The organism is Erythrobacter sp. BLCC-B19 (assembly GCF_028621955.1).
Taxonomy (GTDB): Bacteria; Pseudomonadota; Alphaproteobacteria; order Sphingomonadales; family Sphingomonadaceae; genus Erythrobacter.
The window spans coordinates 1342009-1356684 of record NZ_CP117516.1 but is presented as its reverse complement, the minus strand read 5'-3'; the positions used below and the strand labels follow the sequence as shown (position 1 = coordinate 1356684).

Sequence of the window (14676 nt, the reverse complement as noted above, 5' to 3'; positions counted from 1 at the left end):
TCGTCTCCCCGGGCTTGACCCGGGGCCAGGCTTTCTTCTCGCGGCGGAGCATCAGGAAGCGGGGTCCCGGGTCAAGCCCGGGATGGGGAGAGTAGTCCCCCCCCTACCGACCCTTCCACTCCGGCTTGCGCTTTTCGGCAAAGGCGCGCGGGCCCTCCTGCGCATCCTCGCTGTTGTAGGCGCGTTCGTGGACGGCGTAGGCCATGTCGAGCGCGGCGGAGCGGCCCATTTCGGTCGCCAGCATCACCGTCTCGCGCGCAGCCGCCACCGATAGCGGCGCGCCGGCCAGCACTTCGCGGGCCAGTTCCACCGCGCAGGCCAGCGCCTCGCCCGGTTCGCACATCCGGTTGACGAGGCCGATTTCATAAGCCCGCGCGGCGGTGATCGGCTTTCCGGTGAGCACGATCTCCATGTAAATGCGCTGCGGGATCATGTGGATCAGCGGGGCCGACCAGGGCGAGCCGCGGCCCACCTTGACCTCGGTGATCGCGAATTGCGCGTTGGTGCTGGCGACGCACAGATCGCAGCCCTGCGCGATCATCCACCCGCCCGCAAAGGCGACGCCATTGACGGCGGCGATGGTCGGCTTGGTCAGACGCAGGTTCTCGTAAGGCACGGGGAACATATCGCGCGACGGGGTCTTGAGGCCGGTTTCGACCATCTCCTTGAGGTCGCCGCCTGCACAGAAGGCTTTCTCGCCGCTGCCGGTGAGGATCGCGATGCGCGCTGCCGGATCGCTCTCGAACCGCGCCCAGGCGGCACGCAAGCCCTCGCGCACTTCGCGGCTCAGGCAATTGCGCTGATCGGGGCGGTTGATGGTGATGGTGGCGATGCCTTCATCGCTGCATTGGTAAAGCACGGCGTCAGTCATGGTCAGAACCCCCGGCGCGCGATGGCAAGGGCCTCGCGCTCTAGTGTTTCACGGAAAGCGGGATGAGCGATGGCGACCAGCGCCTGCGCCCGTTCGGCCAGCGAGCGGCCCTTCAATTGCGCCGCGCCATATTCGGTCACGATCACATCCACCTCGCTGCGCGCGGTGGTGACCGGGCCGGACAGGACTGGCACGATCTTGCTGACAGCGCCGCCCTTGGCCGTGGAGGCCAGCACGATCAGCGCATGGCCGCCGGGCGAGCGCGCGGCGGCCCGCACGAAATCGACCTGCCCGCCCGTGCCGCCCAGATAGGTGCTGCCCGAGGCTTCGGCATTGACCTGCCCGGTGAGGTCAACCTCGATCGCGGAATTGATCGAAACGAGGCGCGACAGCTGCCCCAGCACGGCGGCATCGTGGGTATAGCTGGTGGCGCACATCCGGATCGCCGGATTGCGGTGGCAGAAGGCAAACAGCCGCCGGGTGCCGATCAGCGCGCCGTTGATCGAGACGCCCGCGTCGATTTCCTTGCGGGCATTGGTGATGACGCCCGCCTCGACCAGATCGGCAAGGCCATCGCCCAGCATCCCCGAATGAACGCCGAGATCCTTCCGATCATTGAGCAGGCGCAGGATCGCGTCCGGCACTGCGCCAACGCCGGTCTGGATCACCGCGCCGTCGCCAATGAACGCCGCGCAATGGCGGGCGATGGCGGCATCGGTGTCGCTGACGGGAGCAGCGGGCACTTCCACCGGCGCGCGGTCGACATGGACGGCCACATCAATTTCCGAGGCGTGGATCGTCTCGCCAAAGGTAAAGGGCACGGCGGCGTTGACCTCGGCAATCACCACCCGCGCGCGCGCGACGGCTGCGCGGACGTAATCGGCAATCAGGCCGCAGCTGTGGTTGCCATGCTCGTCCGCCCGGCTGACCTGGATCATTGCCACGTCGCAGCCGATGATGCCCGCTTCGATCAGCGGGCCGATCTGGCTGACGTGACAGGGCACGATCCGGAGATGCCCGCCCGTTGCCATGCCGCGCAGCTGGCCAATCGCACCCATGCTGGAAAGCGCAAAGGCGCTGGCGGTGTCGGGCGTGAAGGCGCCCGAAAAGCTGGTAGCGATGAACAAAGACAGGCCAGGAATCGCTGAGCCTTGCGCAATCAGCGCGTCAACCAGCGAGGAAGGTTCGCCGCAAGCCTGCCCCATGACGATCCGGTCACCGGGTTTCAGCCAGGCGGCCAGATCGTGTATGTCCGGGGCGGCCGTGGCCGTCATCATTCGCCCGCTTGCGCCAGCAAGGCCTGTGCGCGGCTGAGATAGGGGCGGTCGAGCATCCCGCCCTTCCAGCCGATCGCGCCCACCCCCGGATTGGCGGCGAAGATCGCCACGATCTCGCGCGCTTCGGCAAGCTCGTCTGCAGAGGGCGTGAAGGCAGCGTTGATCACCTCGACCTGCGCCGGGTGGATCGCCAGCATCCCGCGAAACCCTTCGCGCCGCACGGACTCGGCGCGCAGGCGCAGGCCTTCGAGATCGCGGAAATCCCCCATGATCGTGTCGATGGCCGGCACCCCGGCGCTCGCCGCCCCGACCAGCGTGAGGCTGCGCGCGAGCTCGTAGGTGAAGCTGTAGCGGCCGTCGGGAAGGCGATTGCTGCTGGCCCCGAGCGCGTCGGCGAGATCTTCTGCCCCCCAGGTCAGCGCAGCAAGGCGCGGTGCGCCCTTGTAGCTGCCGGTGTGGAACATTCCTTCGGCGGTCTCGGTGACGAGCGGGATCACCCCGGTCGAGCCGCGCACCAACCCATGCACCGCCTCGAAGGCCGAAAGCGTGTGGTCGAGCCGTTCGACATCCTGCCGTCCATTGCACTTGGGCAGCATGAGGCCGCCGGGCTGACCGGGCATGATCGCGACCAGATCATCGAGCGTATGCGGCCCGTCGAGCGGGTTGATCCGCACCCAGATCCGCGCCCGATCCGCGGCGTTCGCTTCGAGGAACGCGCGCACCATCGCGCGGGCCTGCGGCTTGGCTTCGATTGCAACCGCATCTTCCAGATCGAGCAGCACGATATCGGCAGGCCCGGCCAGCGCCTTGGCCATCTTCTTCTCGCTGTCACCCGGCGCGAACAGCCAGGAACGCATTCTCATCGGGGTCATCGGTGCTTGGTCCCGGTCAGTGTGGGGTCAGTGGGTCAGGCGCGATTTCCTGCGCGGGATCGCCACCATGCGCAAGGGGTCGCCCCACGAAAAGGTCGGCTTGTGGGCTTGGTAGAAGAGCCATGCGTGTTTTGCCGTGATATGCGAGTATGGGGCAAGCCCCGCTGCGCCGCTGTGCCGATCTGGCCGAGCGGCAATCTGACCCTGATGGAATTGCCTGCCATGTCCGCCCGACCCAGCCCTGCCGCCCTTACCCACCTCGCCCGCCTTGAGGCCGAGGCGATCCACATCATGCGCGAAGTCGTCGCACAGGCGGAAAAGCCGGTGATGATGTATTCGGTGGGCAAGGACAGCGCAGTGATGCTGCACCTCGCCAAGAAGGCCTTCTACCCCTCGCCCCCGCCCTTCCCGCTGCTCCATGTCGACACGACCTGGAAGTTTCAGGATATGTACGCCCTGCGCGAAAAGGCTGCGGCCGATGCCGGGATGGAGCTGCTCGTCTGGCAGAACCCCGAGGCGGCCGAAAAGGGCATCAACCCCTTCGACCACGGCCCGCTGCACACCGATATGTGGAAGACCGAGGGGCTGAAGCAGGCGCTCGACCATTACGGCTTCGATGCAGCCTTCGGCGGCGCGCGGCGCGACGAGGAGAAGAGCCGCGCCAAGGAGCGCATCTTCAGCTTCCGCACCGCCAGCCACGGCTGGGACCCCAAGAACCAGCGCCCGGAACTGTGGAACCTCTACAACGCCAAGAAGGCCAAGGGCGAAAGCATCCGCGTCTTCCCGATCAGCAACTGGACCGAGCTCGACATCTGGCAGTATATCCAGCTCAACCGGATCGAGATCGTGCCGCTCTATTTCTCCGCCGTGCGCCCGACCTTCGAATGGGAAGGCCAGCTGTTCATGGCCGATGATATCCCCCGGCTTGAACGCGTGCTCGGCTACCGCCCGGAGATCACCGAAAGGTCGATCCGCTTCCGCACGCTGGGCTGCTTCCCGCTGACCGGCGCGGTCGAGAGCGCTGCCACCACGCTGTCGGAAGTCATTCAAGAAACCCTCCTCACCACCACCAGCGAGCGCCAGGGCCGCGTGATCGACAAGGATGCGGGCGGTGCCGGCATGGAGAAGAAGAAGCAGGAAGGTTACTTTTGACGCGCCACGGAATGCGAAGCGTTCCGAAGCGTCAACCCCGGACGTGATCCGGGGCCGTAGCCCCCACCGACACCCTATCTGGAGACCGGCCCGAAGCCGGACAGCCGAGGCAACATGACCGAGCCGACTTACCAAACCGAAGCCCTCATCGCCGAGGACATCGACGCCTATCTCGACACGCATCAGAAGAAGTCGATGCTGCGCTTCATCACCTGCGGCAGCGTGGACGATGGCAAGTCGACCCTGATCGGACGGCTGCTCTATGACAGCAAGATGATCTTCGAAGATCAGCTCGCCGCGCTCGAGACCGACAGCAAGAAGGTCGGCACGCAAGGCGGCGAGATCGATTTCGCGCTGCTGGTCGATGGCCTCGCCGCCGAGCGCGAGCAGGGCATCACGATCGATGTCGCCTATCGCTTCTTCAACACCGAAAAGCGCAAGTTCATCGTCGCCGATTGCCCGGGGCACGAGCAGTACACCCGCAACATGGTGACCGGCGCTTCGACCGCCGATCTGGCGGTGATCCTGATCGACGCGAGGAAGGGCGTGCTGGTGCAGACCCGCCGCCACTCCTACCTGTGCCACCTGATCGGCATCCGCAACGTGGTGCTGGCGGTCAACAAGATGGACCTGGTGGACTACAGCCAGCAGGTGTTCGACGACATCGTCGCCGACTACCGCGCCTTCGCGCAGAGCATCGGCATCGAGAGCTTCACCGCCATGCCGATCAGCGGCTTCAAGGGCGACAACATCACCGCGCTGTCAGCCAATACCCCGTGGTATGCCGGGCCGACCCTGATCGAGCATCTCGAAAGCGTCGAGGTGCTGTCCTCGGTCGATGCGGCCAAGCCGTTCCGCCTGCCGGTGCAGTGGGTCAACCGCCCCAATCTCGACTTCCGCGGCTTTTCCGGCCTCATCGCCAGCGGAGCCGTGCGCCCCGGCGATGCCATCCGCGTGCTGCCCTCGGGCAAGACCAGCACGGTGACGCGGATCGTGACGCTCGACGGCGACCTTGATGAAGCAGCTGCGGGCCAATCGGTGACTGTGTGCTTTGCCGACGAGATCGATTGCTCGAGCGGGGATGTGATCGCGGCGGCCGACCAGCCCCCCGAAGCCGCCGACCAGTTCGAGGCGACGCTGGTGTGGCTCAACGACGCGCCAATGGTGGTGGGGCGGGCCTATTGGTTGAAGCTGGGCACGCAGACCGTCTCGGTCGCCATCCAGCAGCCCAAATATGCCGTCAACGTCAACACGATGGATCATCTGGCGGTCAAGACGCTCGATTTGAATGCGATCGGGGTCGCGGAGATCATCACCGACAAGCCGATCGTGTTCGAGCCCTATGCCGACAACCGCACGCTGGGCGGGTTCATCCTGATCGACAAGCTGACCAACGCCACGGTCGCCGCCGGGATGCTCCACTTCAGCCTGCGCCGCGCGCAGAACGTGCACTGGCAGCCGACCGACATCACCCGCGCCGACCACGCGGCGATGAAGAACCAGACCCCGCGGGTGCTGTGGTTCACCGGGCTTTCGGGCGCGGGCAAATCGACCATCGCCAACGCGGTCGAAAAGCGGCTCGCGCTGATGAACCGCCACACCTTCCTGCTCGATGGCGACAACGTGCGCCACGGGCTGAACAAGGACCTGGGCTTCACCGAGGCCGACCGGATCGAGAATATCCGGCGCGTGGGCGAGGTTGCCAAGCTGATGGCCGATGCGGGGCTGATCGTGCTCACCGCCTTCATCAGCCCCTTCCGCGCCGAGCGCGAGATGGTGCGCGCGATGCTTCCCGAAGGCGAGTTCATCGAGATCTTCGTCGACACCCCGCTGGAGGTCGCCGAGAGCCGCGATGTGAAGGGGCTCTACAAGAAGGCCCGTTCGGGCAGCCTCAAGAACTTCACCGGGATCGACAGCCCCTATGAGGAGCCCTTGAGCCCCGAAATCCGCATCGACACGGGCGCGATGAGCGTGGACGAGGCGGCGGAGTACATCGTCCGCAAGCTGATGCCGCTCAAGTGAAAGACGCGATGATGGCGATGCGCGATGCAGAGCTGGCCGTGGACGGCGCGCCTGTGCTGGGCGCCGTCGCCCGGGTCTGACGCGTGGTCAGCCCGGCACGCCCTGGCTGCGCAGCGGCTTGGCGGCCACCGACCGGGATGGCACGCCAAGATAGCCCAGTTGGCACGCCATGAAGACGCATTGCGCCCGGTTCACCGCGCCCAGCTTCGCGCAGACGCGGGTGAGGTGATAGCGGACACCGGCGTGGCTGCATCCCAGAATGATGCTGATCTCGAAGTCGGTCTTGCCCTGCGCCACCCAGTTCAGGCACTCGATCTCGCGGGCTGTCAGCGGGCTGCTGGTGGGCAGATAGCGCTCATCGAAGGCGAGCTGGGCATATTCGCGCACGAAGCGATGCACTGGCACCGCAAGATAGCGGGTGAAGGCGGCGAATTCTTCGGCAAGATCGTCTGCCGCCGGATCGACGCTGGTCAGGATCGCCGCCCCGAGCGAACCGAAGGGCAAGCGCACCGGCAGGACGATCGCGGCCTTGGCGCCGGCAAGGGTCTCGAAGCCGGCGCAATCGATCCTCTCGACAAAGCGGTTGCGGCCCTGTGCGTGGACGCCTTGGCGGTTGATCCAGATCGGCTCGCTGGCCACGCGGCAGAGCTTGAGCAGCGGTGAGGTAATCGCCGCCTCGACACAGCGCCACGGCGCCACGGCCTGACTGTCCCAGCCAAACACGCCGAGGTTGAGCGGATCGCCCGCATCGTCGACCATCGGCTCCATTGTCGCAAGATTGTGCCAGGTCATCAGCCGCAACCCGAGGCGATCGGCTTCGCGCGCCAGGGCGCGGGCGACGCTGAGGATGTCGGCAGGCTCCTGGATCGCAAGGTCGTGCAGCGCGCTGCTGGCGGGCGAGGTGCTGCCGGGACGCCGTAATTCCAGAACATTGCTTGCCATGCTGATCCTCCGGGAAGGCGCCGCGAGCCGATTCGGACACGCAACCAGGTGTCCGGCAAGAGCGCCATCCCAGACTTGCGCAAGCGCTTGGCGTCGTCCAATGTTAATTTGCAAATTTGCAAAGCACCACTTAGCAATCTTTGGGCAATCTTTGGGCGATCCTCTGCGCCCCGAAGGCAGGACATGAGCAAGCGGCACCGGATCTTTGCAGGCGCACAGCTGCGCGAACTGCGCGAAAAGCGGCACTTGTTGCAGGCCGAACTGGCGAGCCAGCTTGGCATCAGCCCGGCCTATCTCAGCCAGCTCGAACATGACGACCGCCCGCTCACGCCGCGCCTGATCGAACGGGTGGCCAGCCTGTTCCCGCTCGATTGGCAGGAGTTTCCGGGCGAGGATACCGATCAGCTCGCCCTGATGCTGCGCGAGGCCGCCAGCGACCCCCTGTTCGCCGAGCCCATGCCGCTGGATACGGTCGCGCGGATGGCCGAGCAGCAACCGCTGTTTGCGCGCCGCTTCGTCGCGCTTCACGAAGCCTTGCGCCGCGCCAACCAGCGGCTCGAAATGATCGACGAGGCGCTGACGGTCGATGCCGAGGACGGCGCGCGGCTGCCGTGGGAGGAGGTGCGCGACTGGTTCCACCTCTCGAACAACTACGTCGACCCCATCGACCGCGCCGCCGAACAGCTCGCCATAGCCATCGCCGGAGAAGGGCAGGTGGCGACCACCGAAGCCTTGCGGCAGCACCTGCTCGACCAGCACGCCAGCACCGTCGAACTGACCCACGATGCCGCTCTGCGCAATTTCGATGCGAGCCAGCGGGTGCTGCGGATCGGCGCGAACCAGACCAGCACCAGCATTCGCTTCCAGATCGCCTATCACGTTGTCGCAATGACGCTCGGGCCGGCGATCCACGAAATTGCCGCCGCCGCAAACCTGCGCAGCGAAGTCGCCCGCGAGCTGCTGACCGTGGGGCTTGCCAATTATGCGGCCGGTGCGCTGCTGATGCCCTATGGCCACTTTCGCCGTCTCGCCCGCGACTTCCGCCACGATGTCGACCGGCTCGCGCTGTTCTTCAACACCAGTTTCGAACAGACCTGCCACCGCCTCTCGACCATGCAGCGCGAAGGCGAACGGGGTTTGCCGATCTTCTTCTGCCGGGTCGACATGGCCGGCAACATCACCAAGCGGCACAGCGCCACGCGTTTCCAGTTCGCCCGCTTCGGCGGCGCCTGCCCGCTGTGGGTGGTGCACGAAGCCGCCGCCATCCCCGACCGGATCCTTGTCCAGCTGGCCGAAACGCCGGACGGGCTGCGCTATGTCTCGATCGCCAAGGGGCTGGTGAAGGCCTCGGGCCGCTTTGACCGCACGCCGCGTCGCTATGCGGTCGCGCTCGGGTGCGAACTCGAACACGCCGAGGCGTTCATCTATGCCGACGGGCTCGACATTGCCTCGCCCAAGGCGATCACGCCGATCGGCGTGTCCTGCCGCATCTGCCCGCGCACGGACTGCGACCAGCGCGCCTATCCGCCCAGCGACCGGAGCATTTCGGTCGATCTGTTCCAGCGCGGCATTGTGCCGTTCAAGGTCGCTCCCTAAGGCGGCGTGATCCGCAATCCGGGCACCAGCCTTTCGGATCAGCCGGGACAGGACGAACAAGAGAAGCCGGACATGACCATCCCCCCCGAACGCCTCGATCAGATCGCGCACCGCTTTGCAGAGCTGGAAGCGCGCATGGCGTCGGGCACGCTCGAGGGCGAGGCCTTCGTGCGCGCCTCGCGCGATTATGCCGAGCTGGAACCCGTGGCGAAGATCGCCGCCGAGGTGAAAGCCGCGCGTGAGGAGATGACGGGGCTCACCGAGATGCTCGCCGATCCTGAAATGAAGGCGATGGCCGAGGAAGAGCTGGCTAGCCTCAAGGCCACCCTCCCCGAGCTCGAACGCCGCCTTGCCATCGCGCTGCTGCCGCGCGATTCGGCCGACGCCAAGCCTGCCATGCTCGAAATCCGCGCCGGCACCGGGGGCGATGAAGCCGCGCTGTTCGCGGCCGATCTCTACCGGATGTACGAACGCTACGCCGCCGAGCAGGGCTGGAAGGTCGAACCGGTCAGCGTCAACGCCTCGGACATCGGTGGCTACAAGGAAGTCATCGCCAACGTCACCGGCACCGGGGTTTTCGCCAAGCTGAAGTTCGAAAGCGGCGTCCACCGCGTCCAGCGCGTGCCCGTGACCGAGAGCGGCGGGCGCATCCACACCTCGGCGGCGACCGTCGCGGTGCTGGCGGAGCCCGACGAGGTCGATGTGCAGATCGAGGACAAGGACCTCAAGATCGACGTCTACCGCGCCTCCGGCGCAGGCGGCCAGCACGTCAACACCACCGATTCGGCGGTGCGCATCACCCACCTGCCCACCGGCACCGTCGTCACCTGTCAGGACGGGCGCAGCCAGCACAAGAACCGCGAAAAAGCGATGCAGGTGCTGCGCACGCGGCTCTACGATGCCCAGCGCGAGGCGACCCAGGGCGCCGAGGCCGAGGCGCGCAAGGCGATGGTCGGCAGCGGCGACCGCTCGGAACGCATCCGCACCTACAACTTCCCGCAAGGCCGCGTGACCGATCACCGCATCGGGCTGACCCTGCACAAGCTCGAGGAAGTGCTCGCCGGGCCGGGGCTTGCCGAACTGGTCGATGCCCTAATCGCCGAGGACGAGGGCAAGCGGCTGGCGGCGCTCGCCGAATAATGACCGTCGGCGAAGCGATCCGCGCCGCTGCCGAAGCCTTGGCCTCCGCCAGCGATACCGCGCGGCTCGATGCCGAATTGCTGATGGCGCACCTGTTCGGCGTGACCCGCTCCGAACTGCTGCTGCGCCATATGCGCGATCCCGCGCCGCCGGGATTTGCCGCGCTGGTCGAGCGGCGCGCCGCCCATGAACCCGTCGCCTACATCACCGGGCGCCAGGAGTTCTACGGCCTGCCCTTCATCGTCACGCCCGCCACCCTGATCCCGCGCGGCGACAGCGAGACGCTGGTCGAGGCCGCGCTGGCAGAGCGGCCCGATGCCGCGCGCGTGCTCGATCTCGGCACGGGTTCAGGCGCGCTGCTGCTGGCGGTGCTGGCCTATTGCCGCGCCGCGCAAGGGCTCGGCATCGACCGGTCTCCCGAAGCGCTGGAAGTGGCGATGCGCAACGCCGAACAGCTCGGCCTGCGCCCGCAAACCGCCTTCCGCGCCGCCGATTGGCACGCGGCAGGCTGGGCGAGGGATCTCGGCACCTTCGACCTCATCTTGTGCAATCCGCCCTATGTCGAGACGGGGGCGGCGCTTGACCGGCAAGTGGCTGCCTTCGAGCCGGCCACGGCGCTGTTCGCCGGACCTGAGGGACTTGACGATTACCGCGTGCTGATCCCGCAGCTGCGCGCCCTGATGAACGCAGGCGCGGCGGCGATCGTGGAAATCGGCGCGAATCAGGCTGATTCGGTCGGAGCGCTTGCCGAGGCTGCGGGCTTTGCGACCCGTCTGCGCCGCGATCTGGCCGGGCGCGCACGGGCGTTGGTGCTCACATGAGGAAAAGCGCAGCAGGGCTTGGCAAACCCATTCCGCATCGCTACGTCATCGGCAGGACAGACGGATTGCGAAGGGCGCAAACCGCTGGACCAAGCTCCTAAACTTGGCTGATACGGCCGTCAGGGCACGCCCCCGGCTGCGGCAGCGCGGAGCGCGCGGCATGGCCCGGGCACGAGCCGGCATGGCGCATGGGCAAGGGGTCTGTTGACCGCGCGTAATGTGTTTTTCCGCGCCAGGTCGCTGATAAGGAACAATTTCCTTGAATAACAACCGCAATAACCGGCGTCGCGGCCGCGGCAACCGCAACCAGGGTGGCAATGGCGCCCAATTGAACCGGATCGACAGCCGGGCGCGGGGCAATGCCCCGCAGATGCTCGACAAGTACAAGAAGCTCGCACAGGACGCCCAGCACAATGGCGACCGGGTGCAGATGGAGTACTACCTCCAGTTCGCCGACCACTACTTCCGCGTCATCGCCGACAACAAGGCCCGGCAGGACGAACAGCGCGGCGGTGGCAATGGCGGCAACAACAACCGCCGCAATGACGAGCGCGATTCGGCCGAGGATTTCGAGGACGATTTCGATTTCGGCCGCCGCAGCGACACGCCGACCCGCTCGCCCTATGAACAGCCCCAGCCCAATGGCGATGCCGAGGTCAGCGAAGGCGAGCCGGGGCAGGAGGGCGAAAGCTTCCTCGCCGAAGATCGTCAGGACGATCGCGGAAACCGGAGCGAAGGGCGTGAGCGCGGCCAGCGCCGCCAACCCCGCAAGGAGCGCGACGGCAATCGGAGTGACCGTCAGGAACGCGGCGAGCGTCAGGATCGTCCCGAACGGGCCGAACGCAGCGAGAAGCGTGCCGAGCGCGCCGAACGTGCGCCGGAAGCGCCCGCCGCCAAGCCCGCACGCGGGCGCAAGCCGCGCAAGGCTGCCGATGATGGGGCTCCGGCTGGTATCGATTCGTCGATCCTCCCGCCCTCGATCCGCGGCGATGACACCGGCGGCGACAGCGGCACGCTCGAAACCGTCGAGTAATCCGGCATGACCGAGCGGCTGGCTGCGGTTGCCGCGCTGGCGCAGCGCTTTCCGGCGCTGGCGGCCATCGCGCTCGGGCTGATTGCGGCCTGCGCCTATCCGCCGCTCCACCTGTGGCCGCTGGGCCTTGCGGGTATCGCGGGGTTCGTGTGGCTGGTCTTTACCGCCGGCAGCTGGAAGCAGGCGCTGTGGCGTGGATGGTGGTTCGGCTGGGCGCATCTGACGCTCGCCAACAACTGGATCGCGACGGCCTTTACCCATCAGGCCAAGATGCCCGAGTTTCTCGGGTGGCTGGCGGTGCCGCTGCTGTGCATCTACCTTGCGATCTATCCCGCCCTTGCCGCGCTGGCGGCGCATCTGCTGGCGAGGAAGCGCCCGCTGTGGGCCTTCGGGCTGGTGCTGGCCGGCGCGTGGATCGTCACCGAATGGCTGCGCGGCTGGGTGTTCACCGGCTATCCGTGGCCGCCGCTGGGGCTGATGCTGCTGGGCGGGTGGGACACGCCGGGGCTCGCGCGGGCGCTGCCGGTCACAGGCACCTATGCCTTGTCGGGATTGACCCTGTTCATCGCGGCATCGTTCCTTGCCGTTCTGGCCGAGCGGCGCTGGGTGAATGCCGCAGGATTGGCGCTGGTTGTAACCGGCACCATGCTGGCACCCTCGCTGCATATCGCGGTGACACGATCCGCAGACGCGGTCGAATACACCCTCGTCCAGCCCTATATCCCGCAGTCCGAGATCAACGATGGCTCCAAGTTCGAGGAGCAGTTCGCCCGCCTTGCGCGCCTGAGCGCCAAGGGCCGTGACCGCTCGCGCCTTGTGCTGTGGCCCGAAAGCGGCGTGCCCGACTATCTCGAGGACGGCTACCCCACGCGCTACTATCTCCAGATGACCGCAGGCGGCGATCCCAAGCTGGCCCGCGCGCGGATCGGCACGGTGATCGGGCCGCAATCGACGCTGCTGACGGGCGTGGTGAACCTCAACATCGGCACCAATGCCTCGGGCGTTCCGGCAGCGGTCAGCGCGCGCAATTCGGTGATGGCGCTGGATGGCAAGGGCGCGATCATCGGCGGCTACGACAAGGCGCATCTGGTGCCCTATGGCGAATATCTGCCGATGCGCACGATCCTTCAGCCGCTCGGCCTGTCGCGGCTGGTGGCAGGCTCCATCGACTACCTCCCCGGGCCGGGCGCGCGCACGCTCGATCTGGGGCCGCAGGGCAAGGCGGGGGTGATGATCTGCTACGAGATCGTCTTTTCCGGTCACGTCGCCGACAAGGCGAATCGGCCCGACTATATCTTCAACCCCAGCAATGACGGCTGGTTCGGCACCTGGGGTCCGCCGCAGCATCTGGCGCAGGCGCGGATGCGGGCGATCGAGGAAGGGCTGCCGGTGCTGCGCTCGACCACCACCGGGATCAGCGCGGTGATCGACGCGAACGGCGTGATCGAACAGTCCATCGGCATGGGCAAGGCGGCCGCGATCGAAGGCCTCATCCCTCCAGCCAAGCCGCCGACGCTGTTCAGCCAGTGGGGCCATGTCCTGACGCTCGCCTGGGCAGGGCTATTCCTGATCCTCGGCCTTGGTCTGCCGAGAGTGCTTGCGCTGGCCCGCTCGCGCGGCTAGGGCGGTCGGCAGAAAAGCGGGACATAAAGGTTTCCTTATATCTCTATAAGGTGCCCATCACCCGCTCCGCACCGCCCATTCCAGCCCCCGGGGGACATCATGCGCACCAATTACCTGTTCACCTCCGAAAGCGTGTCCGAAGGCCACCCCGACAAGGTTGCCGACCAGATTTCGGACGCGATCGTCGACCTGTTCCTGTCGAAAGACCCCGAAGCGCGCATCGCCTGCGAAACCCTGACCACCACCCAGCTCGTCGTGCTGGCGGGCGAAATCCGCTGCAAGGGCGTGTTCGAGAACGGCGAATGGGCCGAGGGCGCCAAGGAAGAGATCGAACAGGTCGTCCGCAACACAGTGAAGCGCATCGGCTATGAGCAGGACGGTTTCCATTGGAAGACCTTCCGCTTCGAGAACAACCTGCACGGCCAGTCCGCCCACATCGCGCAGGGCGTGGACGCGGGCGAGAACAAGGATGAAGGCGCGGGCGATCAGGGCATCATGTTCGGCTATGCCACCGACGAGACGCCGGGCTATATGCCGGCGACGCTCTATTACAGCCACAAGATCCTTGAGCGCATGGCCGCCGACCGCCATTCGGGCGCGGCTCCCTTCCTTGAACCTGACGCCAAGAGCCAGGTGACCCTACGCTATGAAGGTTCGCTGCCCGTCGCCGCGACCGCCGTGGTGGTCTCGACCCAGCACAAGAAGGGCTATGACGAGAACGACCCGGCCAAGCAGGCGGAACTGGAAGCCTACGTCAAGAAGGTCGTCGCCGACGTGATCCCGCCGGTGCTGCTGCGCGAGACCGAATATTTCATCAACCCCACCGGCAGCTTCGAAATCGGCGGCCCGGATGGCGATGCGGGTCTGACGGGCCGCAAGATCATCGTCGACACCTATGGCGGCGCGGCTCCGCATGGCGGCGGCGCGTTCAGCGGCAAGGACCCGACCAAGGTTGACCGTTCGGCGGCCTATATCACGCGCTATCTCGCCAAGAACGTGGTTGCGGCGGGCCTTGCCACGCGTTGCACCATCCAGATCGCCTATGCGATCGGCGTGTCGAAGCCTCTGAGCCTCTATGTCGACACGCACGAGACCGGCACCGTTGGCGACGACAAGATCGAGGAAGCGATCCTCGGCATCGCCAAGCTAGGCGGGCTGACCCCGCGCTCGATCCGCACGCATCTCGGCCTCAACAAGCCGATCTACCAGCCGACGGCGGCCTACGGCCACTTCGGCCGCACGCCGGAAGGCGATTTCTTCCCGTGGGAGCGCCTTGATCTGGTGGCTGATCTGAAGGCTGCGCTGGGCTGAATTTGCGGTAAGGGTG

General features: G+C 66.4%; 12 protein-coding genes. 8 read left to right on the top strand and 4 right to left on the bottom strand.

What is annotated here, in order from left to right; all coding sequences use genetic code 11:
* Window positions 1-103: 103 nt before the first annotated feature.
* The 3 genes from PS060_RS06285 to PS060_RS06275 are packed head-to-tail and all read right to left on the bottom strand — an operon-like array spanning window position 104 to window position 3011.
* Window positions 104-871, bottom strand: coding sequence for an enoyl-CoA hydratase/isomerase family protein (locus tag PS060_RS06285; RefSeq protein WP_273986263.1), 768 nt, complete (start codon window positions 869-871; stop codon window positions 104-106).
* A 2-nt stretch (window positions 872-873) separates the two neighbouring features.
* Window positions 874-2145 carry an acetyl-CoA hydrolase/transferase family protein gene (locus PS060_RS06280; protein WP_443112417.1) on the bottom strand — a complete coding sequence of 424 codons (1272 nt, stop codon included), beginning with the start codon at window positions 2143-2145 and terminating at the stop codon, window positions 874-876.
* Window positions 2145-3011 (bottom strand): HpcH/HpaI aldolase/citrate lyase family protein, encoded by an 867-nt coding sequence (locus PS060_RS06275; RefSeq protein WP_443112416.1) that lies wholly within the window; start codon window positions 3009-3011, stop codon window positions 2145-2147. Before PS060_RS06275 ends, PS060_RS06280 begins: the two co-directional genes overlap by 1 nt.
* Before the next feature lie 231 nt (window positions 3012-3242).
* On the opposite strand from PS060_RS06275, the gene cysD reads away from it, so the two are divergent.
* On the top strand, window positions 3243-4172 hold the full coding sequence (gene cysD / locus PS060_RS06270; protein WP_273986260.1) for a sulfate adenylyltransferase subunit CysD: 930 nt from the start codon (window positions 3243-3245) through the stop codon (window positions 4170-4172).
* A gap of 114 nt (window positions 4173-4286) precedes the next feature.
* A complete protein-coding gene (gene cysN / locus PS060_RS06265; protein ID WP_273986259.1) occupies window positions 4287-6194 on the top strand; it encodes a sulfate adenylyltransferase subunit CysN in 1908 nt (635 codons plus the stop codon).
* Between the two features lie 87 nt (window positions 6195-6281).
* On the opposite strand, the gene PS060_RS06260 is transcribed toward cysN, so the two are convergent.
* Window positions 6282-7136: a helix-turn-helix transcriptional regulator gene (locus tag PS060_RS06260; RefSeq protein WP_273986258.1), complete on the bottom strand. Its 855-nt coding sequence runs from the start codon at window positions 7134-7136 to the stop codon at window positions 6282-6284.
* A 183-nt stretch (window positions 7137-7319) separates the two neighbouring features.
* Between PS060_RS06260 and PS060_RS06255 the strand changes: the two genes are divergently transcribed.
* From PS060_RS06255 to metK, 6 genes are all read left to right on the top strand, one after another.
* Window positions 7320-8732, top strand: a complete 1413-nt coding sequence (locus PS060_RS06255) for a helix-turn-helix domain-containing protein (protein WP_273986257.1) — start codon at window positions 7320-7322, stop codon at window positions 8730-8732.
* 72 nt (window positions 8733-8804) lie between these two features.
* Window positions 8805-9872 (top strand): peptide chain release factor 1, encoded by a 1068-nt coding sequence (gene prfA, locus PS060_RS06250; protein WP_273986866.1) that lies wholly within the window; start codon window positions 8805-8807, stop codon window positions 9870-9872.
* Window positions 9872-10693: a peptide chain release factor N(5)-glutamine methyltransferase gene (gene prmC / locus PS060_RS06245; protein ID WP_273986256.1), complete on the top strand. Its 822-nt coding sequence runs from the start codon at window positions 9872-9874 to the stop codon at window positions 10691-10693. The genes prfA and prmC overlap by 1 nt, the downstream gene beginning before the upstream one ends.
* Before the next feature lie 259 nt (window positions 10694-10952).
* Window positions 10953-11726, top strand: coding sequence for a DUF4167 domain-containing protein (locus tag PS060_RS06240; RefSeq protein ID WP_273986254.1), 774 nt, complete (start codon window positions 10953-10955; stop codon window positions 11724-11726).
* A 6-nt stretch (window positions 11727-11732) separates the two neighbouring features.
* Window positions 11733-13349 carry an apolipoprotein N-acyltransferase gene (gene lnt / locus PS060_RS06235; protein WP_273986252.1) on the top strand — a complete coding sequence of 539 codons (1617 nt, stop codon included), beginning with the start codon at window positions 11733-11735 and terminating at the stop codon, window positions 13347-13349.
* 99 nt (window positions 13350-13448) lie between these two features.
* Window positions 13449-14660, top strand: a complete 1212-nt coding sequence (gene metK / locus PS060_RS06230) for a methionine adenosyltransferase (protein ID WP_273986250.1) — start codon at window positions 13449-13451, stop codon at window positions 14658-14660.
* Window positions 14661-14676 lie beyond the last annotated feature (16 nt).

Excerpts from the sequence above, each read along its gene's own strand:
- PS060_RS06285 (WP_273986263.1), bottom strand. The coding sequence starts at position 871 with ATGACTGACGCCGTGCTTTACCAATGCAGCGATGAAGGCATCGCCACC.
- PS060_RS06280 (WP_443112417.1), bottom strand. The coding sequence starts at position 2,145 with ATGACGGCCACGGCCGCCCCGGACATACACGATCTGGCCGCCTGGCTG.
- PS060_RS06275 (WP_443112416.1), bottom strand. The coding sequence starts at position 3,011 with ATGAGAATGCGTTCCTGGCTGTTCGCGCCGGGTGACAGCGAGAAGAAG.
- cysD (WP_273986260.1), top strand. The coding sequence starts at position 3,243 with ATGTCCGCCCGACCCAGCCCTGCCGCCCTTACCCACCTCGCCCGCCTT.
- cysN (WP_273986259.1), top strand. The coding sequence starts at position 4,287 with ATGACCGAGCCGACTTACCAAACCGAAGCCCTCATCGCCGAGGACATC.
- PS060_RS06260 (WP_273986258.1), bottom strand. The coding sequence starts at position 7,136 with ATGGCAAGCAATGTTCTGGAATTACGGCGTCCCGGCAGCACCTCGCCC.
- PS060_RS06255 (WP_273986257.1), top strand. The coding sequence starts at position 7,320 with ATGAGCAAGCGGCACCGGATCTTTGCAGGCGCACAGCTGCGCGAACTG.
- prfA (WP_273986866.1), top strand. The coding sequence starts at position 8,805 with ATGACCATCCCCCCCGAACGCCTCGATCAGATCGCGCACCGCTTTGCA.
- prmC (WP_273986256.1), top strand. The coding sequence starts at position 9,872 with ATGACCGTCGGCGAAGCGATCCGCGCCGCTGCCGAAGCCTTGGCCTCC.
- lnt (WP_273986252.1), top strand. The coding sequence starts at position 11,733 with ATGACCGAGCGGCTGGCTGCGGTTGCCGCGCTGGCGCAGCGCTTTCCG.
- metK (WP_273986250.1), top strand. The coding sequence starts at position 13,449 with ATGCGCACCAATTACCTGTTCACCTCCGAAAGCGTGTCCGAAGGCCAC.